Below are 24,544 nucleotides of genomic sequence, written 5' to 3' on the forward strand. Positions count from 1 at the left end.
CGACCCCGCTTTCGTCTTTCGGATTACCGCTTCGCATAACGAGATTGCTCGCCGTCAAGCGGCCCGCTTAGGCTGGCCGACGTGGATGTCGAGCCGTTCGAGCGGTCGACCGGGCCCCTGGGCTGGCTGAAGAACACCAATCGGAACGAGAGCATCATCGCGTTTCTGCGACGTACGCGGCGCGCGTTGCCCGGTGATCCGGAGTTCGGGGATCCGTTGTCGACCGATGGGGTGGGCGGGCCGCGGGCGGCTGCCCGCGCTGCTGATCGCCTGCTGCAGCGGGATGCCGCGACACGGGAGGTCAGCCTGGGCGCGCTGCAGGTGTGGCAGGCCGTCACCGAACGCATGTCGGGGAAACCCGCCAACCGCGAGGCGACGCTGCTCTTCACCGATCTCGTCGGCTTCTCGGCGTGGTCACTCGATGCGGGCGACGAGGCCACCTTGCGGTTGCTGCGTCAGGTGTCGCAGGTCGTCGAGCCCCCGCTACTGGAGGCGGGTGGACACATCGTCAAGCGCATGGGCGACGGCCTGATGGCGGTTTTCCGGGACCCGACGACCGCGCTGCGGGCGGTGATCGCCGCGCGCCAAGAGATGAAAAGCGTAAGCGTCGACGGCTTTACGCCGCGGATGCGGGTCGGCGTGCACACCGGCCATCCCCAGCGCATCGGATCGGACTGGCTGGGCGTCGACGTCAACATCGCGGCCCGGGTGATGAGTCGCGCGACCCGCGGAGAGCTGGTGGTCTCGCAGGCGACGCTGGACCGCATCCCAGCCGAGGAGTTCGATTCGCTCGGTGTCGAAGCCAAACGCCTCCGTCGGCAGCTCTTCGCGCCCAAACAGGACGGCGTGCCGGCCGATTTCGTCATGTATCGACTGAAGACGCTCCCGCATCCGCAGGGCGCCGAAAGCGACGAGGAGCGGCCGGCGGCCCAATAGTCGTCGGCCTGCGCGGTGCGCGCCGAGCCTTGATGGGCGTTCGAGGGCCATCGGCTCATCGCCTATGATCGCCGGGTGGCTGATCGGCCCGCAGACCTGTCCGAAGAAGCGCTGACCGAGGCTGTCAGCGCTGCTCGGCGTGCGTTCGACGCGGCCACCGATCTCGATGCGCTCGCGCGTGCCAAGACCGAGCACCTCGGCGACCGGTCTGCGATCGCGTTGGCGCGCCAGGCGCTTGGGTCGCTGCCCAAGGCCGACCGCGCCGATGCGGGTAAGCGGGTCAACGTCGCCCGCACACAGGCGCAGAGCGCGTACGACGAGCGGTTGGCGGCGCTGCGGGCAGAGCGGGATGCCGCGGTGCTGGTGGCCGAGCGCATCGATGTGACGCTGCCATCGACCCGGCAACCGATCGGCGCGCGGCACCCGATCACGATCCTGGGCGAGCGCATCGCCGACACATTCGTCGCGATGGGCTGGGAACTCGCCGAGGGCCCCGAGGTGGAAACCGAGCAGTTCAACTTCGATGCGCTGAACTTCGCTCCCGATCATCCGGCGCGCAGCGAACAGGACACCTTCCACATCGCCCCCGAAGGCTCGCGGCAGGTGCTGCGCACCCACACCTCGCCGGTGCAGATCCGCACACTGCTGGAACGCGAGCCGCCGGTCTACATCGTCTCGATCGGGCGCACGTTTCGCACCGACGAACTCGACGCCACCCACACTCCGGTCTTCCACCAGGTCGAGGGCCTCGCGGTGGACAGGGGACTGACGATGGCGCACCTGCGCGGCACGCTGGACGCGTTCGCCCGCTCGGAGTTCGGACCGCAGGCCCGCACCCGCTTTCGTCCGCACTTCTTTCCGTTCACCGAGCCGTCGGCCGAGGTCGACATCTGGTTCGAGAACAAGAAGGGCGGAGCCGGCTGGGTGGAGTGGGGCGGCTGCGGCATGGTCAATCCGAATGTGCTGCGCGCCTGCGGAATCGATCCCGACGCCTACTCCGGCTTTGCCTTCGGTATGGGCCTGGAACGAACTCTGCAGTTCCGCAACGGAATTCCGGACATGCGCGACATGGTCGAAGGTGACGTGCGGTTCTCCCTGCCGTTCGGGGTAGGGGCCTGATGCGGCTGCCGTACAGCTGGCTCCGCGACGTCGTGCGTGCCGGCGCGCCTGGTTGGGACGTGAGCCCCGCCGACCTCGAAGAGACGCTGATCCGCATCGGTCACGAGGTCGAGGAGGTCATCCCGGTCGGCCCCGTCACGGGCCCTCTGACGGTGGGGCGGGTGGCCGCCATCGAGGAGCTGACCGAGTTCAAGAAGCCCATTCGCGCCGTCAAGGTGGACGTCGGCGAGACCGAGCCGCGTGACATCGTCTGCGGTGCAACCAACTTCGTCGTCGGTGACCTGGTCGTGGTGGCGCTGCCCGGTACGGTACTGCCCGGTGATTTCACGATCGCCAGCCGCAAGACCTACGGCCGGATCTCCGACGGCATGATCTGCTCGACGGCCGAGATGAACCTGGGCACCGACCATTCGGGAATCCTGGTGCTGCCCCCCGGCACCGCCGAACCGGGCACCGCCGCCGCCGATGTTCTCGGCCTCGACGACGTCGTCTTCCACCTGGCCATCACGCCGGACCGCGGTTACTGCCTGTCGGTGCGCGGCATGGCCCGCGAGGTCGCCGCCGCCTACGACCTCGAGTACGTCGACCCCGCCGACGTCGTGCCACTGCCCGCCGAGGGCGAGGCGCTGCCCGTGTCGATCGACCCGGGGACCGGCGTCCAGCGCTTCGGGCTGCGCCCGGTGACCGGCATCGATCCCGGTGCCGTCTCCCCGTGGTGGCTGCAGCGACGGCTTCTGTTGTCCGGTATTCGGGCCATTTCGCCCGCGGTGGACGTCACCAACTACGTGATGCTCGAACTCGGCCATCCGATGCACGCCCACGACCGCAGCCTGATCACCGGCGGTTTCCGGGTGCGATTCGCCGAACCGGGGGAGACCGTGGTCACCCTCGACGATGTCGAACGCCGCCTCGACCCGGCCGATGTGCTGATCGTCGACGACGTCGCGACCGCCGCGATCGGCGGCGTGATGGGTGCGGGCACCACCGAGGTGCGCGACACCACCACCGATGTACTGCTCGAGGCCGCCGTGTGGGATCCGGCCGCGGTGTCGCGCACCCAGCGACGGCTGCGCCTGTACAGCGAAGCCGGCCGGCGTTACGAACGCAGCGTCGATCCGGCGATCTCGGTCGCCGCGCTGGACCGGTGCGCCACGTTGCTCGCCGAGATCACGCACGGCACGGTCGAACCCACGCTGACCGACTGGCGCGGCGAGCCACCCCGAGACGACTGGTCGCAACCGCCGGTCACCATGGCGGCCGACCTGCCCGACCGCACCGCCGGTGTCACCTACGCCCCGGGGACCGCAGAACGGCGGCTCACCCAGATCGGTGCACGGGTCGTCGCCACCGAGGGCACGCTCACCGCCACCCCGCCGAGTTGGCGTCCCGACCTGGGCCAGCCCGCCGACCTCGTCGAGGAGGTGCTGCGCCTCGAGGATCTGGAGACCATTCCCTCGGTGTTGCCGCTGGCCCCGGCCGGCCGCGGCCTGACCCCGGTGCAGCGGCGGCGGCGCGCGATCGGTAAATCGTTGGGGCTCAACGGGTATGTGGAGATCCTGCCCACGCCCTTCTTGCCCGCGGGTGTGTTCGATCAGTGGGGCCTGCCCGCCGACGACACCCGCCGGAGCACGACCACCGTGCTCAACCCGTTGGATTCCGACCGCCCGCAGCTGGCCACCACGTTGCTGCCCGGCCTACTGGAGGCGTTGAGCCGCAACGTGTCCCGCGGAGCCGTAGACGTCGGGTTGTTCGCGATCCAACAGATCGTCCAGCCGACGCCGGACACGCGTGCCCTCGAACGGATCCCCACCGACCGGCGGCCCAGCGACGACGAGATCGCCGCGCTGAACGCGTCGCTGCCGCGACAGCCCCAACACGTCGCCGTGGTGGTGGCCGGGTTGCGCGAGCCCGCCGGGCCGTGGGGGCCGGGTCGCGCGGTGCACCCCGGCGACGTATTCGAGGCGGTGCAGGTGATTGCGCGCGCCGCCGGTGTCGAACTGAGCCTGCGTTCCGCGGCGCACCTGCCGTGGCATCCGGGCCGATGCGCCGAAGTGGTCCTCGGCGACCGCGAGAGCGGTACCGTCGTCGGCCACGCCGGTGAACTGCATCCGGCGGTTCTCGAGCGCTCGGGTCTGCCCAAGCGCACCTGTGCCCTCGAACTGGATCTGGACGCCATACCCATCGTCGAGCGACTACCGGCCCCGAGGGTGTCGCCGTTTCCCGCGGTCTTCCAGGACATCAGCCTCGTCGTCGACGAGGACGTCGCCGCGGCCGCCGTGGTCGACGCGGTCCGGGCCGGCGCGGGACCGCTGCTCGAGGACGTGCGGTTGTTCGACGTCTACACCGGCCCGCAGGTCGGCGCGGGCCGCAAATCGCTGGCGTTCGCGCTGCGGTTCCGCGCCGCCGATCGCACCCTCACCGAAGACGAGGCCAGTGCGGCTCGCGAAGCGGCCGTGCAGGCCGCGGCGGAACGGGTCGGCGCCGAACAACGCCGCTGATAGTAATGAATTTGCATAGGTATGCATAAACATGCAGAATTGCCTGCATGGTTTCAGTCGCGGTAGCGGGCGCCAGCGGATACGCCGGCGGTGAGATCCTACGCCTCCTTCTCGGTCATCCCGCCTACACCGACGGCCGACTGACGATCGGTGCGCTGACCGCAGCGGCGAGTGCGGGCACCTCGCTGGCCGAGCACCATCCGCACCTGTTGCCGCTGGCCAACCGCGTGCTCGAAGCCACCAACGAAGACGTGCTGCGCGGTCACGACGTGGTCTTCCTGGGTTTGCCGCACGGGCATTCGGCTCAGCTGGCCGAACAACTCGGCGAGGACACCGTGATCGTGGACTGCGGCGCCGACTTCCGGCTCACCGACGCCGCGGCGTGGGAGCGGTTCTACGGATCCGAACACGCCGGTAGCTGGCCCTACGGGCTGCCGGAGCTACCGGGTGCGCGCGACCGGCTGCGCGGCGCCAAGCGCATCGCGGTGCCCGGCTGCTATCCGACCGCGGCCCTGCTGGCGCTGTGGCCCGCGCTGGCAGAAGACCTCATCGAGCCGGCCGTGACCGTGGTCTCGGTCAGCGGCGCGTCGGGGGCGGGCCGTGCCGCCAAGCCCGATCTGCTGGGCGCCGAGGTGATCGGATCGGCGCGGGCCTACAACATCGGCGGTAAGCACCGGCACACACCCGAGATCGCCCAGGGGCTGCGCGCGGTCACTGACAAGGACGTGACCGTCTCGTTCACGCCGGTGCTCATCCCGACGTCCCGGGGCATCCTGGCCACCTGCACCGCGCGCACCGACGCTCCGCTCTCGGAGATCCGCGCCGCCTACGAAAAGGCTTACCACGCCGAGCCGTTCGTCCACCTGCTGCCGGAAGGGCAGCTGCCGAAGACGGGTTCGGTGCTCGGCAGCAACGCCGCACAGTTGGCCGTCGCGCTGGATGACGACGCGAAGACACTGGTCGCCGTCGCCGCGATCGACAACCTGGTCAAGGGCACCGGCGGGGCGGCGGTGCAGTCGATGAACCTGGCGCTGGGCTGGCCGGAGACCGAAGGCCTTTCGATCGTGGGCGTGGCGCCGTGACGGACGGCACACGGCTGCTTCGCACCCAGGGCGTCACCGCCCCCGAGGGCTTCCGGGCCACCGGAATCGCCGCCGGTATCAAAGCTTCCGGGGCGCTGGATCTGGCGTTGGTGTTCAACGAGGGACCCGACTACGCCGCCGCGGGCGTGTTCACGCGCAATCAGGTCAAAGCGGCTCCGGTGCTGTGGAGCCAACAGGTGCTCACCACCGGCCGCCTGCGCGCGGTGATCCTGAACTCCGGCGGCGCCAACGCCTGTACCGGACCGCAAGGCTTCCAGGACACCCATGCCACCGCCGAGGCGGTCGCGGCGGCGTTGAGCGACTGGGGCACCGAAACCGGTGCGATCGAGGTCGCGGTCTGCTCGACCGGGCTGATCGGCGACCGGCTGCCGATGGACAAGGTGCTCCCCGGCGTGACCGAGATCGTGCACGAACTGTCGGGTGGACTCACCGGCGGCGAGGAGGCCGCCCGGGCCATCATGACCACCGACACCGTGCCCAAGCAGGTCGCGCTGCACCACGCCGACAACTGGACCGTCGGCGGAATGGCCAAGGGCGCAGGCATGATCGCCCCGTCACTGGCCACCATGCTGTGCGTGATCACCACCGACGCCGTCGCCGGTTCGGACGCACTGCGGACCGCACTGACTCGCGCCACCGCGCGCACCTTCGACCGCCTCGACGTCGACGGCAGCTGTTCGACCAACGACACCGTGTTGCTGCTGGCGTCCGGCGCCAGCGCGATCACCCCCAGCCAGGGCGAACTCGACGAGGCGATCCTGCGGGTCTGTGACGACCTGTGTCAGCAATTGCAGGCCGACGCCGAGGGCGTGACGAAGCGAATCGTCGTCACGGTGGCGGGTGCGGCGTCCGAGGACGACGCGTTGCTCGGCGCCCGCATCGTCGCGCGCGACAGCCTGGTCAAGACCGCGCTGTTCGGCTCGGACCCGAACTGGGGCCGGGTGTTGGCGGCCATCGGCATGGCGCCGTTCAAGGTGGATCCGGAGCGCGTCACGGTGTCGTTCAACGGGTTTGCGGTCTGGCGGGACGGGGCGCCGCAGCCAGGTTCGCGCGACGTGGATCTCTCCGGGGCCGACATCACCGTCACCATCGACCTCGGTGACGGGTCGGCGCAGGCCTCCATCCGCACCACCGACCTGTCGCACGGTTACGTCGAAGAGAACTCCGCGTACAGCTCATGAGCGTCGAAACCCCGATCAAGGCCAAGGTTCTGGCTGAAGCGCTGCCGTGGCTCAAACAACTGCACGGCAAGATCGTCGTGATCAAGTACGGCGGTAACGCGATGACCGACGACGTGCTCAAGGCCGCGTTCGCCGCCGACATGGTCTTCCTGCGCAACTGCGGCGTCCATCCCGTCGTCGTCCACGGAGGCGGTCCCCAGATCAGCGCGATGCTCAAACGACTCGGAATACAAGGCGATTTCAAGGGTGGGTTCCGGGTCACCACGCCCGAGGTACTCGATGTGGCGCGCATGGTGCTGTTCGGTCAGGTCGGCCGGGAACTGGTCGGATTGATCAACGCCCACGGGCCGTACGCGGTCGGGGTCACCGGCGAGGACGCCCAGTTGTTCACCGCGGTGCGGCGCAGCGTGACCGTCGACGGTGTGGCCACCGACATCGGCCTGGTCGGCGACGTCGAAAAGGTCAACGCCGGATCGCTGCTGGATCTCATTGCCGCAGGGCGGATTCCGGTGGTGTCGACCATCGCCCCGGACGTCGACGGGGTGGTGCACAACATCAACGCCGACACGGCGGCCGCGGCGCTGGCCGAAGCGTTGGGCGCCGAGAAGCTGCTCATGCTCACCGATGTCGAGGGCCTGTACACGAACTGGCCCGACCGCGGGTCGCTGGTCAGCGAGATCGACTCCGCCGCACTGACTCAGATGCTGCCGACGCTCGAGGCCGGGATGGTGCCCAAGATCGAGGCGTGCCTGCGCGCGGTGGCGGGTGGTGTGCCCAGCGCGCATGTCATCGACGGCCGCGTCGAGCACTGCGTGCTGGTCGAACTGCTCACCGACGAGGGGACGGGGACGAAAGTGGTGCGCTCATGACTCTGCTGCAGCGGTGGCAGGCCGTGATGATGAACAACTACGGCACCCCGCCGCTGGCGTTGTCCAGCGGAGATGGTGCGGTGGTGACCGACGTCGACGGCAAGACCTATGTCGATCTGCTCGGCGGCATCGCGGTCAACATCCTGGGCCACCGGCACCCCGGGGTGATCGAAGCCGTCACCGCTCAGCTCAACACGCTGGGTCACACGTCGAACCTGTATGCGACCGAACCCGGTGTCGCGCTCGCCGAAGCGCTGGTCGGGCTTCTCGGTTCGGGCCCGTCGGCCCCGGCGAAGGTGTTCTTCTGTAACTCCGGCACCGAGGCCAACGAAGTCGCGTTCAAGATCACCCGCCTCACCGGGCGCACGAAACTGGTTGCGGCGCAAGGCGCCTTCCACGGTCGGACGATGGGCTCGCTCGCGCTCACCGGTCAGCCGTCCAAGCAGGCGCCGTTCGCGCCGCTGCCGGGTGAGGTGACCCATGTGCCCTACGGCGACATCGATGCTTTGCGAGCCGCGGTCGACGACGAAACCGCGGCGGTGTTCCTCGAGCCGATCATGGGCGAAGGCGGGGTCGTGGTTCCGCCCGCCGGCTACCTCGTCGCGGCCCGCGAGATCACCGCGCGGCACAACGCGCTGCTGGTGCTCGACGAGGTGCAGACCGGAATGGGGCGCACCGGAGCGTTTTTCGCGCACCAACACGACGGGATCACCCCCGATGTCGTGACCCTGGCCAAGGGCCTGGGGGGCGGTTTGCCGATCGGCGCATGTATCGCGACAGGCGAAACCGCTGAGCTGCTGACGCCCGGATTGCACGGCAGCACGTTCGGCGGCAATCCCGTCTGCACCGCCGCCGCGCTCGCGGTGCTCCGCGTGCTGGCCGACGACGACCTGATCACCCGCGCCGACGTGCTCGGCAAGACCCTGTCGGCGGGCATCGAGGCCTTCGGGCATCCGTTGGTCGACCACGTCCGCGGCCGCGGCCTGCTGCTCGGCGTCGTGCTGACCGCCGAGGCCGCCAAAGCCGTCGAGGCCGCGGCCCGCGACGCCGGTTTCCTGGTCAACGCCGCGGCTCCCGATGTGATCCGGCTGGCCCCGCCACTGGTGATCAGCGACGCTCAGGTCGACGACTTCCTCGCCGCGTTTCCCGCCGTCCTCGACAAAGGCGCCGCGTCATGACCGCAACCATCCGGCACTTCCTGCGCGACGACGACCTGAGCCCCGGCGAGCAGGCCGAGGTCCTCGCCCTGGCGGCCGAGCTGAAAGCCCAACCGTTCAGCCGCCGTCCGCTGGAGGGCCCGCACGGAGTGGCGGTGATCTTCGACAAGAACTCCACCCGGACCCGGTTCTCGTTCGAGCTGGGCATCGCCCAACTGGGCGGGCATGCCGTGGTGGTCGACGGCCGCAGCACTCAGCTGGGCCGCGATGAGACGTTGGAGGACACCGGCCGGGTGCTCTCGCGGTACGTCAGGGCGATCGTGTGGCGCACGTTCGCCCAGGACCGACTGACCGCGATGGCGGCAGGTGCGAGCGTGCCGATCGTCAATGCGCTCTCCGACGAGTTCCACCCGTGTCAGGTGCTGGCCGATCTGCAGACCCTCGCCGAGCGCAAGGGCCGGCTGGCCGGCTTGCGGATGACCTACCTCGGCGACGGCGCCAACAACATGGCGCATTCGCTGATGCTGGGTGGTGTCACCGCGGGCGTGGACGTGACGATCGCGGGACCGGCAGGCTTCCAACCGCATCCGGATTTCGTCGACGCCGCGCAGAAGCGGGCGTCGGAGACCGGTGCGACCGTCACGGTCACCGAGGACCCCGACGCCGCCGCCGAGGGTGCCGACGTGCTGGTCACCGACACGTGGACGTCGATGGGCCAGGAGAACGACGGCCTGGACCGGGTGGGGCCGTTCCGGCCGTACCAGGTGAACGAGGCCCTGTTGGGCCGCGCCGCCGCCGATGCCGTTGTGTTGCATTGCCTTCCGGCACACCGCGGGGAGGAGATCACCGACGATGTGATCGACGGGGCGCAGAGCGCGGTGTGGGACGAAGCCGAGAACCGCCTGCATGCGCAGAAGGCACTGCTGGTGTGGCTGCTGGAGCGGGCGAAGTGACTTCAGCAGCGACTCGTGCCGGGCGGCAGGCCCGCATCGTGGCGATCCTGTCGTCGCGGTCGGTGCACAGCCAGACCGAACTGGCCGCCCTGCTGGCCGAGGAGGGCATCGAGGTCACGCAGGCCACGCTGTCGCGCGACCTGGAAGAACTCGGCGCGGTGAAACTGCGCGGTGCCGACGGCGGCGTCGGCGTGTACATCGTCCCCGAGGACGGCAGCCCCGTGCGCGGCGTATCCGGTGGCACCGAACGGATGTCGCGGTTGTTGGCCGAGCTGCTCGTGTCCACCGACGCCAGCGGCAACCTGGCCATCCTGCGCACCCCGCCCGGGGCCGCGCACTACCTTGCCAGCGCGATGGACCGCGCGGCACTCCCGTTCGTCGTCGGTACCGTCGCCGGCGACGACACCATCCTGGTCGTCGCACGTGAGCCGATGACCGGCGCCGAACTGGCAACGAAACTCGAGAGCATTAGACAAAAGGAGACCTGCTGATGTCCGAACGCGTCATCCTGGCCTATTCCGGTGGCCTGGACACCTCGGTGGCGATCAGCTGGATCGGCAAGGAGACCGGGCGCGAGGTGGTCGCCGTCGCAATCGACCTCGGCCAGGGCGGCGAGGACATGGAGGTCGTCCGCAAGCGCGCAATCGACTGCGGCGCCGTGGAAGCCGTCGTCATCGACGCCCGCGACGAGTTCGCCGACGAGTACTGCCTGCCCGCGATCCAGTCGAATGCGCTGTACATGGACCGCTATCCGCTGGTCTCCGCGCTGAGCCGACCGCTGATCGTCAAACATCTGGTCGCCGCGGCGCGCGAGCACGGCGGCGGCACCGTCGCGCACGGCTGCACCGGCAAGGGCAACGACCAGGTCCGCTTCGAGGTCGGGTTCGCCTCGCTGGCACCGGATCTCAAGGTGCTCGCGCCGGTGCGCGACTACGCGTGGACGCGAGAGAAGGCGATCGCGTTCGCCGAGGAGAACGCGATCCCGATCAACGTCACCAAGCGCTCACCGTTCTCGATCGATCAGAACGTCTGGGGTCGCGCCGTGGAGACCGGCTTCCTCGAGCATCTGTGGAACGCGCCCACCAAGGACGTGTACGACTACACCGAGGACCCGACGGTCAACTGGAGCACACCCGACGAGGTGATCATCGGTTTCGAACGCGGAGTGCCGGTGTCGATCGACGGCCGCCCGGTGACGGTGCTGCAGGCGATCGAGGAGTTGAACCGCCGGGCCGGCGAGCAGGGTGTCGGCAGGCTCGACGTCGTCGAGGACCGGCTGGTCGGCATCAAGAGCCGCGAAATCTACGAGGCGCCAGGCGCGATGGTGCTGATCACCGCGCACACCGAACTCGAGCACGTCACGCTGGAGCGGGAACTGGGCCGGTTCAAGCGGCATACCGACCAGAAGTGGGGGGAGTTGGTCTACGACGGACTCTGGTACTCGCCGCTCAAGACCGCGCTCGAGTCGTTCGTCGCCAAGACCCAGGAGCACGTGACCGGAGAGATCCGATTGGTGTTGCACGGCGGGCACATCGCGGTGAACGGCCGTCGCAGCGCCGAGTCGCTCTACGACTTCAACCTCGCCACCTACGACGAGGGCGATACGTTCGACCAGTCGGCGGCCCGCGGTTTCGTGCAGATCCACGGTCTGTCATCGAGCATCGCTGCCCGCCGGGACCTGGGCATCGAGTGAGTAAGTGCCACCCACCACCACCACCACCGCGAGCGACCGTGCCTGCCCGCCGACACGCCGTTGTCACACGGACAAACGCGGTCTCTCGCGCCGAAGTGAGTGACCTGATATGAGCACGAACGAAGGTTCGCTGTGGGGCGGGCGGTTCGCCGACGGACCGTCCGACGCGCTCGCGGCCCTGTCGAAGTCGACCCACTTCGACTGGGTGCTCGCCCCCTACGACATCCGGGCGTCCAAAGCGCATGCGCAGGTCCTGCACGACGCCGGGCTGCTGACCGACGATCAGCGCGACGGGCTGCTCACGGGGCTCGACAGCCTGGCCGCCGACGTGGCCGACGGCAGCTTTGAACCCCTGGTGACCGACGAGGACGTGCACGGGGCCCTCGAGCGCGGCCTGATCGACCGCGTGGGCGCGGAGCTCGGCGGCCGGTTGCGGGCGGGCCGGTCGCGAAACGATCAGGTGGCCACGCTGTTTCGGATGTGGCTGCGCGACGCGATCAGGCGTGTCGCCGACGGCGCCCTGCAGGTCGTCGACGCGTTGGCGACCCAGGCGGCCGCGCACCCGACCGCGATCATGCCGGGCAAGACGCATCTACAGTCCGCCCAACCCGTCCTGCTCGCGCATCACCTGCTGGCGCATGCGCATCCGTTGCTGCGCGATGTGGACCGACTTGCGGACTTCGACAAGCGGGCCGCGGTGTCGCCCTACGGGTCCGGCGCGCTGGCCGGGTCGTCGCTGGGTCTGAACCCCGACTCGATCGCCGAGGATCTCGGTTTCGACACCGCCGCCGACAACTCGATCGACGCCACCGCATCGCGGGACTTCGCCGCCGAGGCGGCATTCGTGTTCTCGATGATCGGCGTCGACCTGTCCCGGCTGGCCGAAGACATCATCCTGTGGAGCACAACCGAATTCGGCTACGTCACCCTGCACGACGCCTGGTCGACCGGGAGCTCCATCATGCCGCAGAAGAAGAACCCCGACATCGCCGAACTGGCCCGCGGTAAGGCCGGCCGGTTGATCGGCAACCTCACCGGTTTGTTGGCGACGCTCAAAGCGCAACCGTTGGCCTACAACCGGGACCTGCAGGAGGACAAGGAACCGGTGTTCGACTCCGTCGCGCAGCTCGAACTCCTGCTGCCGGCGATGGCGGGGCTGGTCGGCACTCTGCGCTTCGATACCGACCGGATGGCCGAGCTTGCCCCGCTGGGCTACACCCTGGCCACCGACGTCGCCGAATGGCTTGTGCGCAGGGGAGTGCCGTTCCGGGTGGCGCACGAGGCCGCGGGTGCCGCGGTGCGCGCCGCCGAGGCGCGCGGCATCGGGCTGGAAGAACTCGAGGACGCCGAACTCGTCGCAATCCATCCCGAACTCGGCCCGCAGGTGCGCGAGGTCCTGACCGTCGAAGGGTCGGTGGACTCCCGCGACGCGCGCGGCGGCACCGCACCGACCCAGGTCGCCCGGCAGCTCGGCGCTGTACACGAGACCGCCGACCGGTTGCGGCTACTGTTGAGGAGATGACCGAACGCGTCGAATTCAGCTCCGGTGCGGCGACTCTGGTCGGCCACCTCTACAGCGGTGGACAGCACGAACCCCGTCCTTGTGTGGTGTTGTGCCAGGGTTTCGGCGGTACGCAGGACACCCCGGCGTTCACGGCGAACGCGACGAGCTTCGCCGAGGCCGGCTACGCGGCCCTCACGTTCGACTACCGCAACTTCGGCGAAAGCGGCGGTCAGCCAAGGCAATTGGTCGACATCAGCGGCCAACTTGATGACATCGCCGCGGCCGTCACATTCGCACGTGGCCGTCACGATGTCGACCCCGACCGCATCGTGTTGTGGGGCACTTCGCTCGGCTGCGGCCACGTCGTCACGGCGGCGGCACGTGACCCGCGGATCGTGGCGGTGATCGCCCAGATCCCGTTCAACGGATTCCCGAAGAAAGTCGAGGGGCGGTCGACGGCGGCCACGCTGCGGTTGCTGTGGGCGATGACCGCCGACACCGTCCGCGGTGCTCTGGGCGCATCACCCGCGTACATCAAAGCGGTGGGAGAACCGGGTGAGCTCGCGGTCATGGCCAGTTCCGAGGCGCAGCAGACCATCGACGGTATGCAGAGCCCGACCTGGCGCAACGAGGTCGCACCGCGGGCGCTGTTCGCGATGATGCGCTACAAACCCGGCGACCACGCACCACGCGTGCGCGCGCCCGTGTTGGTGTGTATCGGCAAGCGGGACAAGGAAACTCAGGAGGCTGACGCGGGCCGGCTTGCCGAACTCGCACCCCGAGGCGAGTTGCAGGCCTACGACCTCGCCCACTTCGACTTCTACCGCGACGACGTCCGGCGGCGAGTGATCGCCGACCAGATCGCGTTCTTGGACCGGGCCCTCGGCTAGCCGCGCGTCAGTCGTCGTCGTTGCAGATGCTGACCTCGACACGGCCGTCATCGACCTCGATCTCCAGGTCGAGGTCCTCGGTTCCTCTGCGGAACGAGATCTCGACCTCCTCGGGGTGCTGATCGTCGACGCGATGCGTCCAACCCTCCGCCGGGGTCACCGATTCGAGGGTGAGGCGACCGTCGGCGAAGGTGACCACCGCCGTCCCCGCGTCGAACACCTGGTACCGGCCGTCGGGCGCGGGGTCGAGGCGGACGCACTGGTCGCGGGCCGGCCGGGCGGGGGCGGCACCTCCCGTCTGCGGCGGCACAGTCTGGTCGCCCGCGGGCCTGCTCGAAAGTGGGGTGGACTCCGTGACGGTCACCGTCGACTGGGGTTCGCTGGTCGAGCCACACCCCGGCAGGAGCAGGGCCGCCCCTGCGAGCGCGGTGACAGCACTCGTTCTGGTTGCCATACAACCACGCTACGACGTCGAGCCCTCCGCGGCGGCCAGCCATGCTTCCTCAAGAGATTCCTTGCGGTTCAACAGCTCCCGGAGCTCGGCGTTGAGCTCACCCAACCGGACGTGGTCGGCGGCCGCCTCGGCCATCGACGAGTGCAACTCGGCGATGCGCGACTCGAGCTTTTCGAGCTGCCCCTCGATGCGCGCCATCTCCTTACCGGTGCGCCGCTCCCGCGCCGACGCCGTTTCACCTTGCGCACCCGCCGTCGGTGCAGGCGGTGGTGACGCCGCCGCCGCGCGGTCGGCCAGGTACTGCTCGATCCCGCCGGGCAACAGATCGCAGCGGCCGCCCCCGGTCAGGGCGTAGGTGACGTCGGAGACCCGTTCGAGGAAGTAGCGATCGTGGGTGACGGCGATCAGCGTGCCCGGCCAGCCGTCGAGGTAGTCCTCGATGACGGTCAACGTGTCGATGTCGAGGTCGTTGGTGGGTTCGTCGAGCAGCAGCACGTTGGGTTCCTCAAGCAGCAACCGCAGAAACTGCAGCCTGCGTCGTTCACCACCGGAAAGCTCGGAGATCCGCGTGGTCAGCTTGTCGCCGGTGAACCCGAAGTCCCGCAGCAAGGTGTCGGCGCTGATTTCGCCCCCGCCGGCCAGTTGGGTGATCCTTCGCCGGTCCTCGACCGCGTCGAGCACCCGGTCGTCGCCGTCGAGTTCGGCAAGCGCCTGGCTGAGGTAGCCGATCTTGAGCGTTGCGCCCCGCTTGATCGTGCCCGCCGTCGGAGCGAGCTCACCTGCCAGCAGTCGCAGCACCGACGTCTTGCCGGTGCCGTTGACTCCGACCAGCCCGATCCGCGCACCGGGTCCGATCGACCAGTCCACCTGGTCCAGCACCACGGTGTCGCCGACCTCCAGCCGCACCCGGTGCAGGTCGAACACGTCTTTTCCCAGCCGGGTTGTGGCGAACCGCTGCAGAACCAGGGAGTCGCGCGGCGGCGGTTCGTTGGCGATCAACTCGTTCGCGGCCTGGATGCGAAACTTCGGCTTCGACGTTCGCGCCGGTGGTCCGCGCCGCAGCCACGCCAGCTCCTTGCGCATGAGGTTCTGCCTGCGCGCCTCGGCGCCGGCCGCCAGGCGCATCCGCTCGGCCCGCGCGAGCACGTAGGCCGCATATCCACCTTCGTATCCATCAACGGCACCGTCGTGGACCTCCCACGTTCTGGTGCACACCGCGTCGAGGAACCAGCGGTCGTGGCTCACCACCACCAGCGCCTTGGCCCGTCGCCGATTGAGCTGGGCGGCCAGCCATCCGATCACCTCGACGTCGAGGTGGTTGGTCGGCTCATCGAGCACGAGGACGTCATGACCGGCGATCAACACCGCGGCCAGTGCCACCCGGCGGCGCTCCCCGCCGGAGAGCCGACCGACCGCGCTGTCGAGGGAGACGTCAGCCAACAAGTGCGAGACGACGTCACGGGTCTCGGCTTCGGCGGCCCAGACGTGATCGGGACGGCCGCCCACGATCACGTCGCGCACGGTGGCGTCGGCGGCGAAGTCGTCACTCTGGCGCAGGTAGCCCACCGACAACCCCGAGGTGTGGGTCACCCGGCCCGAATCCGGCTCGCGGGTGAGCGTCAAGATCTGCAGCAGCGTCGTCTTACCGTCGCCGTTGCGCCCGACGACACCGATCGCGTCGCCTTCGTCGATTCCCAGGCTGATCGCATCGAGCAATGTGCGGGTGCCGTAGCCGACGGTTGCGCGCTCGACATTGATCAGGTTCGCCATCAGCCGCCGATGATAGGTCGGCCCTGCCGGCCGGGCCCCTGTGCCATGATGACGTCGGCCATTTCGGGGGTTTTCATGGCGGCCAGAAGGGGAGCGTGCGGTGTGGACCTGTCGGCGATAACCAAGCCGGTCGGACGACTGGTGGCGACCGCCCAGAACGGGCTGGAGGTGCTGCGCTACGGCGGCCTGGAGACGGGCGCCGTACCCTCGCCGTTCCAGATCATCCAGAGCGTCCCGATGTACCGGCTGCGACGCTACTTCCCGCCCGATACGAGGCCGGGAACCAAGCAGCCCGGCCCGCCCGTGCTGATGGTGCATCCGATGATGATGTCGGCCGACATGTGGGACGTCACCCGCGACGACGGCGCCGTGGGCATCCTGCACACCGCGGGCATCGACCCGTGGGTCATCGACTTCGGCTCACCCGACAAGGTCGAAGGCGGTATGGAACGCACGTTGGCCGACCACGTCGTCGCGTTGAGCGAGGCCATCGACACCGTCAAAGAGGTCACCGGGCGCGACGTGCACCTCGCCGGCTACTCGCAGGGCGGGATGTTCGCCTATCAGGTCGCCGCCTACCGCCGGTCGAAGGATCTGGCGAGCATCATCGCGTTCGGTTCACCGGTCGACACCCTGGCCGCGCTGCCGATGAATCTGCCGGCCAGCGTCGCGCCCGCGGCCGCGGATTTCATGGCCGACCATGTGTTCAGCCGGATCGACATCCCGGGCTGGCTGGCGCGCACCGGCTTCCAGATGCTCGACCCGATCAAGACCGCCCAGTCGCGCATCGACTTCCTGCGTCAGCTGCACGATCGCGAAGCCCTGCTGCCCCGCGAGCAGCAACGCCGGTTCCTGGCCTCCGATGGCTGGATCGCGTGGTCGGGGCCCGCGATCGCCGAGTTGCTGAAACAGTTCATCGCGCACAACCGGATGATGAGCGGCGGCTTCTCGATTCACGGTGATCTGGTCACGCTGTCCGATATCGAATGCCCGGTGTTGGCCGTGGTCGGCGAGGTCGACGACATCGGCCAGCCGGCCTCCGTGCGCGGCATCAAGCGCGCCGCCCCGAAGGCTGATGTCTACGAATTCCTCATCCGCGCAGGCCATTTCGGGCTTGTTGTCGGATCGAAGGCGTCCACCCAGACGTGGCCGGCCGTGGCGCAGTGGGTCAAGTGGCTCGACGGCTCCGGTGAGCGGCCCGAGGGCGTCAACCCGATGGCGCTGCAGCCAGCCGAACCCAACGAGACCGGTGTTTCGCTGAGCTCGCGCCTTGCGCACGGCACCGCCGCCGCCACGGAGATGGCATGGACCCTGGCCCGCTCGGCGGCCGATGCCGTGGTGAGCGCCAACAAGTCGGCCAGGGCCCTGGCCGTCGAAACGGCGCGCACGCTGCCGCGCCTGGCCCGGCTCGGCCAGATCAACGAGCACACCCGAATCTCGTTCGGCCGCATCATGTCCGAACAGGCACGCGACTTCCCGCGCGGCGACTGCCTGCTGTTCGACGGTCGAGTCCACACCTACGAAGCCGTGGACCGGCGCATCAACAACGTCGTCCGCGGCCTCATCGAGGTCGGGGTACGCCAAGGCGCACGAGTCGGCGTCCTGATGGAAACCCGCCCCAGCGCGCTGGTGGCGATCGCCGCGCTCTCGCGACTGGGTGCGGTCGCGGTGCTGATGCCGCCTGACGCCGATCTGCCCACCGCTGCCCGTCTCGGTTCGGTGTCGGACATCATCGCCGACCCCAGCCATCTCGAGGCCGCCCGGCGACTCGACATGCGCGTGCTGGTGCTGGGCGGCGGTGAGGCGCGCGACCTCGACGTGCCCGAGGACAGCGACGTCATCGACATGGAGAAGATCGATCCGGACGCGGTCGAGCTGCCGGGGTGGTACCGGCCGAATCCGGGTCTGGCCCGCGACCTGGCCTTCATCGGGTTCAGCTCGGCCGGCGGCGAACTGGTCGCCCGGCAGATCACCAACGCACGGTGGGCGATCTCGGCGTTCGGCACCGCGTCGGCGGCCAACCTCAGCCGCAGCGACACCGTGTACTGCCTGACGCCGTTGCACCACCAGTCCGGCCTGCTGGTCGCGATCGGCGGCGCCACCGTCGGCGGCTCGCGGATCGCGTTGTCGCGCAGCCTGCGGCCCGACCGGTTCCTCAACGAGCTCCGCCAGTACGGGGTGACAGTCGTCAGCTACACCTGGGCGATGCTGCGCGACGTCATCGATGACCCGTCGTTCTCGCTGCACGGCAGCCACCCGGTGCGGCTGTTCATCGGTTCCGGCATGCCGACCGGACTGTGGAAGCGCGTCGTCGAGATTTTCGAACCCGCCCTCGTTGTCGAGTTCTTCGCGACCACGGATGGACAGGCCGTGCTGGCCAACGTGTCCGGCGCGAAAATCGGCAGCAAGGGCCGTCCGCTACCGGGCAGCCGCGAACTGGCGCTGGCCGCCTACGACCCCTCCGAGGATCTGATCCTGGAGGACGACCGTGGCTTCGTCCGTCGCGCCGAGACCAACGAGGTCGGTGTGCTGCTCGCGCGACCACGCGGCCCCGTCGACCCGACCGCCTCGATCAAGCGAGGGGTGTTCGCCCCGGCCGACACGTGGGTGTCCACGGAGTACCTGTTCCGCCGCGACGACGACGGCGACTACTGGCTGGTCGACAGCCGCGGACTGGTCATCCACACCGACCGCGGCTGCGTCTACGCATCCACCGTCAACGATGCGGTCGGCTGCCTCGGGGCGGTCAACCTCTCGGTCACCTACGGAGTGCAGGCCAACGGACGGCAGCTGGCCATCACAGCGTTGGAGTTGCGCCCCGGCGGCAGCATTCCGTCTGCCGACCTGTCGGAGGCGCTCGCGGACCTGGCGGTGGGAGAGCCGCCCGACATCGTCCACGTGGTGCCGAGGATGACGCTCAGCGCGTCGTACCGGCCGCTGGTCAGCCCGCTGCGGGCCGAGGGCATTCCCAAGCCGTCGCGTAACGCGTGGTACCTGGACCCCGATACGAATCGGTACAAGCGGTTGACCGTGGCGGTCCGTGCCGAAATGGCCGAAGGCCAGTAGCGGGGGCGGTCACGACGACCTGCCACCCGGACCGAGCGCTGTTAGGCTCCCGCTTGCGGCACGTCGGCGGTCCGGCCGCCACGCCACCGAGCTGGAGGATTGATGACATCGCGAACCGGTAGCCCGCGCGACATCTGGCGTCGCATCGTCATCGGCGGTATGGCCGGCGGCGTGTTGACGGTCGGTCTGCTGACCGGTGTCGCAGGTCCGACGGCGACGGCGCAGCCCGCCGAACCGACCGTTCAATCCGAGGCGCCCGAGCCCCAGGCCGACGGCCCGAAGACCCCGTGCACCGGTGACGACTGCAACAGAGCCGAGGAGTCCGCGCCCAGGGTCAACGCCGATCAGGTGCTGCAGATGATCCACGAGGAGTACCGGCAGGGCGACGGCGGTGGCCAGGTCTCCGTGCTGATCGACGACGCGGTCAAGCTGCGCCGGCTGGGCTTCCGCCCGTCCAACGCGAACGCCGTCGCACTCAAGGAGGCCCTCGAGGACCGGCCGAATCAGACGCCGCTCGTCGAAGCGCTCAAAGAAACGATCACCCACCAGCGCAAGATGCAGGCGCGCGCCGCGCAGCAAGCCGCTGCCGGCGGCGGATCCATCGCCGGGATTCCCGTCACACCCGCCGTACCCGTCCCGGCCGGCTGATCGCCGTGGCCCTCGACGAGAAACTGCTCGACATCCTAGTCTGCCCGCAGGACCGGGGCGCCTTGTTGCTCATCGGCGGCGAATACCTCTACAACCCCAGGCTGCGCCGGGCGTACCGCATCGACGACGGCATCCCGGTGCTGCTGATCGACGAGGCCGTCGAGATCACCGACGATGCCGAGCATCAACGGATGCTGGACCGCGCATCAGGTGAAGCCGGGTAGCTCACCGGTGAGGTAGCGCTGCAGGTTGGGCGCGATGGTCTCGACGACCTGGTCCACCGGCAGCGATTTGAACGGCTCGAGCTCGAGGATGTAGCGGGCCATCACCACGCCGACCAGTTGCGAGGCGACGAACTGCACGCGGACCGGTCCACTGCCCGGCGGATCGTCGACGCGCGAGCCCACTTCTCTGGCGATCACCTCCTGCAGGAACGACCGCACCAGCGAGGAGTCGTTGCCCGCGATGATCGACCGCAGCGTGGCGATGAAACCCTTACCCAGTTCCGAATCCCACAGCGGCAGTAGAAGAGACGGCAGGGTGCGGCCGATCTCTTCGACGGGAACCTGTTGCAGCGGGCCGATGACCTGCATGGGATCGATCGGAATGTGGATCGCGGCGGCGAACAGCTGGGTCTTGGTTCCGAAGTAGTGATGTACGAGCGCCGGGTCGACGCCAGCGGCAGCGGCAATCGCGCGTATCGAGGTCTTGTCGATACCGTTGCGCGCGAACAACTCCCGTGCGCTGTTCAGAATTCGTTCACGGGTGTCTGACGGGCCGGGCGGTCGTCCCGGCCGCTTGCGTTCGGCGTTGGTGGTCAACGTTGTCACGGTGTCCTTCGTCGTAGCGTGGCCGCCGCCAGGCAGAGGGAGGCCATCGCGAAACCGATGACCACCGCGACGTCGCGCACCACGGTGAACGTCGGCTCGGCGTATGCCCCGACCTGTTGCAGTGCCTCCAGAGCGTAGCTTGCCGGCAACACGTTGCTGATCCACTGCAGCCACTCCGGCAGCATGGCGCGCGGCACGATGATCCCGCACAGAAGAAGCTGGGGGACGATCACCAGCGGCATGAATTGCACAGCCTGAAATTCGGTGCGCGCGAAGGCGCTACACAGCAGACCCAGCCCGACTCCGAGTACGGCGTTGATGATCGCGATCGCGAAGACCCACACGGGGCTGCCTTCGGTGTGTAGGCCGAGGAACGCGTACGACACGATGCACGCGATCGTCGCCTGGGCCGCGGCTGCGAGCGAGAACGCGGTGCCGTACGCCGCCAGCAGGTCGAGCCGGCGCAGGGGAGTGGTCAGGATCCGCTCCAAGGTGCCCGAAACCCGTTCCCGCTGCATCGTTATCGAGGTGATCAGGAACATCAGGATCAGCGGGAACAGACCGAGCATGATCAGGCAGGCGGTGTTGAACGGGCTCGGCGCCCCGGGCGGATGCGGGAGATTCTGGAACATGAAGTACAGCAACGCGATGACCACGCTCGGCACGATGAGGATCATCGCGACACTGCGGTGATCGGCCGCGAGTTGGCGCAGTATGCGACCGGTGGTGGCCAGGTACGCCTGCGGACTCAGCCGGCGCCGGCTGCGCTGGCTGCGGTGCTGTGCTTGATGACGGACAGGAACGCTTCCTCCAGCGACTGACATCCTGTGTCCTCTCGTAGTTGCGAGGGCGTCGTGTGGGCCAGCACTCGGCCTTCCCGCATGAGCAGCAACTCGCCGCAGTGATCGGCCTCGTCCATGACGTGGCTCGACACCAAGAGCGTGGTGCCTCGCGAGGCCAGGCTCTGAAAATGGGCCCAAAGCTCCACGCGTAGGACCGGATCGAGGCCTACGGTCGGTTCGTCGAGCACCAGCAGATCGGGATGCGAAACCAACGCACACGCCAGCGAGACCCGGGTTCGTTGCCCTCCGGACAGGTTGGCGCCCAGCGCGGTTCGATGGTCGGTGAGCCCGACGGCGGTCACGGCGTCGTCGGCGGAGTCGGGTCCGGTGCCGTACAGCGCGGCGAAGTAGCGGACGTTGTCGATGACCCGTATGTCGTCGTAGATCGTCGGGGTCTGGGTGACAAAGCCGACGCGGTGACGTAGGTCGGCCGAGCCGGCCGGTTTCCCGAGCACCGACACCGTGCCGGAATCGACGATCTGGGTGCCGACGATGCTTCGCATGAGCGTCGTCTTCCCGCATCCGGATGGACCCAGCAGGCCCGTGATCGTGCCGGGTGCGATCGCCACCGTGACGTCATCGACAGCCAGTCGATCACCGCGGATGACCCGGAGATTCTCGATCTCGACCGCGGGGGTGACACGGCCGTCCAGTAATTCATCATTCGATGAAGTCACCATGCGATGAAATATCCTCGCGTCGCCCCGGCGTGTCAAGGGTTCTCCGTAGGATCGCGAACGATGAATCGAAAAGGCCTGGTCGACCTTGACCGCTGAACTCTTGTCGGTCGACCCGTTGACCGCCGCCCGCCGACTACTCGGCGCCGACCTCACTGCGCGCGGGGTTAGCGCGAAGATCGTCGAGGTCGAGGCCTACGGCGGGCCGCCAGATGGACCGTGGCCCGATGCCGCGGCCCATTCCTACCGCGGCCCCGGACCGCGCAACCGCGTGATGTTCGGTCCGCCGGGGCGGCTGTACACCTACCGCAGCCACGGCATCCACGTCTGCGCCAACGTCGTCTGTGCAACGGACGGCGTCGCGGGCGCGGTGCTGCTGCGGGCCGCCGCCATCGAGGCCGGCCTGAGCGCCGCACATGCCCGCCGCGGCGAGTCGGTCCGTCCCGCCGCACTGGCTCGCGGGCCGGGCAACCTGTGCTCGGCGCTCGGAATCACGATGGAAGACAACGGGATCGACATCTTCGACCCGGACAGCCCGATCCAGTTGACGCTCGGGGAACGGCACGCTGCCGACGAAGGCCCGCGCGTCGGCGTGAGCAAGGCCGCCGACCGTCCCTGGCGGTTCTGGCTGGCAGGCCGGCCCGAGGTGTCGGCGTATCGGCGGAGCCCACGGGCACCGGCTCCAGGAGAAAGCGACTAGTACGGAAAGATCGCACGAATGGGTACGTCGATCCTCGACGAATTGGAATGGCGCGGGCTGATCGCGCAATCGACCGACCGTGACGCGCTGGCCGAGGCCCTTGCGGCCGGGCCCGTCACCGTCTATTCGGGCTTCGACCCGACGGCCCCGAGCCTGCACGCGGGCCATCTCATCCCGCTGTTGACGCTGCGCCGCTTCCAGCAGGCGGGCCATCGGCCCATTGTTCTGGCAGGCGGTGCCACCGGAATGATCGGCGACCCTCGCGATACCGGGGAACGCACGCTGAACACCGCCGACACCGTGGCGGAGTGGGCGGACCGTATCCGAGGGCAGCTCGAGCGCTTCGTCGAATTCGACGACACCAAGACCGGGGCCGTCATCGAGAACAACCTGTCGTGGACCGGGCCGCTGTCGGCGATCGAGTTCCTGCGCGACGTCGGCAAGTACTTCTCTGTCAACGTCATGCTCGACCGCGACACCGTCCGGCGCCGCCTCGAGGGTGAGGGCATTTCCTACACCGAGTTCAGCTACATGCTGCTGCAGGCCAATGACTATGTGGAGCTGCACCGGCGGTTCGACTGCTCTCTGCAGATCGGCGGTTCCGACCAGTGGGGCAACATCATCGCCGGCGTTCGACTGGTCCGCCAGAAGAACGGGGCCATGGTTCACGCCCTGACCACCCCGTTGGTGACCGACTCCGAAGGCAAGAAGTTCGGTAAGTCGACCGGCGGCGGCAGCCTGTGGCTGGACCCGGATATGACGAGCCCGTATGCCTGGTACCAGTACTTCATCAACACCGCCGATGCGGACGTCGTCCGGTATCTGCGCTGGTTCACCTTCTTATCGCCCGCCGAGGTGACCGAACTGGAACAGGCGACCGCGGAGCGGGCCCATGAACGTGCCGCGCAGCGGCGCCTGGCGCGCGAGCTCACCACCTTGGTGCACGGCGAATCGGCCACGCGGTCCGTCGAGCACGCAAGCCAGGCCCTTTTCGGGCGGGCCGAACTGGCAGAGCTGGACGAGCCGACGCTGGGCGCGGCGCTGCGCGAGGCCGCTGTCGCGCAGCTGAAGCCCGGCGGGCCCGACACCATCGTCGACCTTCTCGTGGCCAGTGGGCTCTCGCCGAGCAAAGGTGCCGCGAGACGCACCGTCGGCGAGGGCGGCGTCTACGTCAACAACGCCCGGGTCGACAGCGAGGAGTGGGTTCCACAGCCCACCGACTTCCTGCATGACCGATGGCTGGTGCTGCGTCGCGGTAAGCGCAACATCGCGGGCATCGAACGGGTTGCCTGAGGGTTCGAAGGCTGCGGGAACAACAGCGGGCGGGGAAGCGTTGAACAGCTCGGTGGGAGCCAACGCACTGCGGTGCGCGTGACGGGTATCGAGATGAAAAACCCGTTCTATCAGGCCATTTGACTCCTACTTTTCCCTCACGTAACTTATGGACTCGTCGCTGCGACACGGGCCAAGCCCGAAGAGCGCGGCGACTCCCAGAGGGAAATCCCACTTCGGTGGGTTCCTGAGCGTCCGCACTACGAGTACGCGGCTTCAAAGCCGCGGGCTAGTGGCGCGGCCGTGCGGGTGTGTTGTTTGAGAACTCAATAGTGTGTTTGGTGGTTTTTGTTTGTTGTTGTTTTTTGCCATGCCCTGTTTT

General features: G+C 68.5%; 22 protein-coding genes. 17 read left to right on the forward strand and 5 right to left on the reverse strand.

The genetic code is table 11. From position 1 onward, the window contains the following. The first annotated feature begins 81 nt into the window (after positions 1–81). The 12 genes from AU072_RS19115 to AU072_RS19170 all read left to right on the forward strand — a co-directional run bounded on the left by AU072_RS19115 (position 82) and on the right by AU072_RS19170 (position 13,903). Entirely contained in the window at positions 82–936 is an 855-nt protein-coding gene (locus AU072_RS19115) for an adenylate/guanylate cyclase domain-containing protein (RefSeq protein WP_064415262.1), read from the forward strand. A gap of 75 nt (positions 937–1,011) precedes the next feature. After that, on the forward strand, positions 1,012–2,055 hold the full coding sequence (gene pheS, locus AU072_RS19120) for a phenylalanine--tRNA ligase subunit alpha (protein WP_064415263.1): 1,044 nt from the start codon (positions 1,012–1,014) through the stop codon (positions 2,053–2,055). Further along, entirely contained in the window at positions 2,055–4,553 is a 2,499-nt protein-coding gene (gene pheT / locus AU072_RS19125; RefSeq protein WP_064415264.1) for a phenylalanine--tRNA ligase subunit beta, read from the forward strand. The genes pheS and pheT overlap by 1 nt, the downstream gene beginning before the upstream one ends. A gap of 47 nt (positions 4,554–4,600) precedes the next feature. Beyond that, a complete protein-coding gene (gene argC / locus AU072_RS19130) occupies positions 4,601–5,635 on the forward strand; it encodes an N-acetyl-gamma-glutamyl-phosphate reductase (protein ID WP_064415265.1) in 1,035 nt (344 codons plus the stop codon). Then, on the forward strand, positions 5,632–6,837 hold the full coding sequence (gene argJ / locus AU072_RS19135) for a bifunctional glutamate N-acetyltransferase/amino-acid acetyltransferase ArgJ (RefSeq protein ID WP_064415266.1): 1,206 nt from the start codon (positions 5,632–5,634) through the stop codon (positions 6,835–6,837). Before argC ends, argJ begins: the two co-directional genes overlap by 4 nt. After that, positions 6,834–7,706 carry an acetylglutamate kinase gene (gene argB / locus AU072_RS19140; protein ID WP_064346268.1) on the forward strand — a complete coding sequence of 291 codons (873 nt, stop codon included), beginning with the start codon at positions 6,834–6,836 and terminating at the stop codon, positions 7,704–7,706. Before argJ ends, argB begins: the two co-directional genes overlap by 4 nt. After that, on the forward strand, positions 7,703–8,884 hold the full coding sequence (locus AU072_RS19145; RefSeq protein ID WP_064415267.1) for an acetylornithine transaminase: 1,182 nt from the start codon (positions 7,703–7,705) through the stop codon (positions 8,882–8,884). The genes argB and AU072_RS19145 overlap by 4 nt, the downstream gene beginning before the upstream one ends. Then, a complete protein-coding gene (gene argF, locus AU072_RS19150; RefSeq protein ID WP_064415268.1) occupies positions 8,881–9,816 on the forward strand; it encodes an ornithine carbamoyltransferase in 936 nt (311 codons plus the stop codon). The genes AU072_RS19145 and argF overlap by 4 nt, the downstream gene beginning before the upstream one ends. Then, entirely contained in the window at positions 9,813–10,307 is a 495-nt protein-coding gene (locus AU072_RS19155; protein ID WP_064346271.1) for an arginine repressor, read from the forward strand. The genes argF and AU072_RS19155 overlap by 4 nt, the downstream gene beginning before the upstream one ends. Next, the gene (locus tag AU072_RS19160; RefSeq protein ID WP_064346272.1) at positions 10,307–11,509 is read left to right on the forward strand and encodes an argininosuccinate synthase; all 1,203 of its coding nucleotides are present in this window, start codon (positions 10,307–10,309) and stop codon (positions 11,507–11,509) included. The genes AU072_RS19155 and AU072_RS19160 overlap by 1 nt, the downstream gene beginning before the upstream one ends. 109 nt (positions 11,510–11,618) lie before the next feature. Continuing rightward, a complete protein-coding gene (argH, locus tag AU072_RS19165) occupies positions 11,619–13,031 on the forward strand; it encodes an argininosuccinate lyase (RefSeq protein ID WP_064415269.1) in 1,413 nt (470 codons plus the stop codon). Next, a complete protein-coding gene (locus AU072_RS19170) occupies positions 13,028–13,903 on the forward strand; it encodes an alpha/beta hydrolase (RefSeq protein WP_064415270.1) in 876 nt (291 codons plus the stop codon). The genes argH and AU072_RS19170 overlap by 4 nt, the downstream gene beginning before the upstream one ends. Positions 13,904–13,910: 7 nt before the next feature. Here AU072_RS19170 and AU072_RS19175 read toward each other — a convergent pair whose 3' ends face one another. Further along, the gene (locus AU072_RS19175) at positions 13,911–14,357 is read right to left on the reverse strand and encodes a hypothetical protein (protein ID WP_133147300.1); all 447 of its coding nucleotides are present in this window, start codon (positions 14,355–14,357) and stop codon (positions 13,911–13,913) included. A gap of 9 nt (positions 14,358–14,366) precedes the next feature. Next, positions 14,367–16,127 (reverse strand): ABC-F family ATP-binding cassette domain-containing protein, encoded by a 1,761-nt coding sequence (locus tag AU072_RS19180; RefSeq protein ID WP_064415272.1) that lies wholly within the window; start codon positions 16,125–16,127, stop codon positions 14,367–14,369. Between the two features lie 75 nt (positions 16,128–16,202). On the opposite strand from AU072_RS19180, the gene AU072_RS19185 reads away from it, so the two are divergent. The 3 genes from AU072_RS19185 to AU072_RS19195 all read left to right on the forward strand — a co-directional run bounded on the left by AU072_RS19185 (position 16,203) and on the right by AU072_RS19195 (position 20,065). Continuing rightward, on the forward strand, positions 16,203–19,193 hold the full coding sequence (locus tag AU072_RS19185) for an acyl-CoA synthetase (RefSeq protein WP_235629923.1): 2,991 nt from the start codon (positions 16,203–16,205) through the stop codon (positions 19,191–19,193). Between the two features lie 102 nt (positions 19,194–19,295). Beyond that, positions 19,296–19,841, forward strand: coding sequence for a hypothetical protein (locus tag AU072_RS19190; RefSeq protein WP_064415274.1), 546 nt, complete (start codon positions 19,296–19,298; stop codon positions 19,839–19,841). Beyond that, the gene (locus AU072_RS19195; RefSeq protein ID WP_174523791.1) at positions 19,841–20,065 is read left to right on the forward strand and encodes a Trm112 family protein; all 225 of its coding nucleotides are present in this window, start codon (positions 19,841–19,843) and stop codon (positions 20,063–20,065) included. Before AU072_RS19190 ends, AU072_RS19195 begins: the two co-directional genes overlap by 1 nt. Here the strand turns inward: AU072_RS19195 and AU072_RS19200 are convergent. From AU072_RS19200 to AU072_RS19210, 3 genes are read right to left on the reverse strand one after another with little or no spacing between them, the layout of a single operon-like run. Then, positions 20,048–20,662: a TetR/AcrR family transcriptional regulator gene (locus tag AU072_RS19200; RefSeq protein ID WP_064415282.1), complete on the reverse strand. Its 615-nt coding sequence runs from the start codon at positions 20,660–20,662 to the stop codon at positions 20,048–20,050. The genes AU072_RS19195 and AU072_RS19200 overlap by 18 nt on opposite strands. Before the next feature lie 5 nt (positions 20,663–20,667). Beyond that, positions 20,668–21,495 carry an ABC transporter permease gene (locus AU072_RS19205; RefSeq protein ID WP_082680942.1) on the reverse strand — a complete coding sequence of 276 codons (828 nt, stop codon included), beginning with the start codon at positions 21,493–21,495 and terminating at the stop codon, positions 20,668–20,670. Continuing rightward, positions 21,420–22,193: an ABC transporter ATP-binding protein gene (locus AU072_RS19210; protein WP_064415277.1), complete on the reverse strand. Its 774-nt coding sequence runs from the start codon at positions 22,191–22,193 to the stop codon at positions 21,420–21,422. Before AU072_RS19210 ends, AU072_RS19205 begins: the two co-directional genes overlap by 76 nt. An 85-nt stretch (positions 22,194–22,278) precedes the next feature. Here AU072_RS19210 and AU072_RS19215 point away from each other — a divergent pair, with 85 nt between their 5' ends. After that, entirely contained in the window at positions 22,279–22,890 is a 612-nt protein-coding gene (locus AU072_RS19215) for a DNA-3-methyladenine glycosylase (RefSeq protein ID WP_064415278.1), read from the forward strand. 18 nt (positions 22,891–22,908) lie between these two features. Further along, on the forward strand, positions 22,909–24,183 hold the full coding sequence (gene tyrS / locus AU072_RS19220) for a tyrosine--tRNA ligase (RefSeq protein WP_064415279.1): 1,275 nt from the start codon (positions 22,909–22,911) through the stop codon (positions 24,181–24,183). The last annotated feature ends 361 nt before the right edge of the window (positions 24,184–24,544 follow it).

It is taken from the genome of Mycolicibacterium novocastrense, assembly GCF_001499835.1.
Taxonomy (GTDB): domain Bacteria; phylum Actinomycetota; class Actinomycetes; order Mycobacteriales; family Mycobacteriaceae; genus Mycobacterium; species Mycobacterium novocastrense.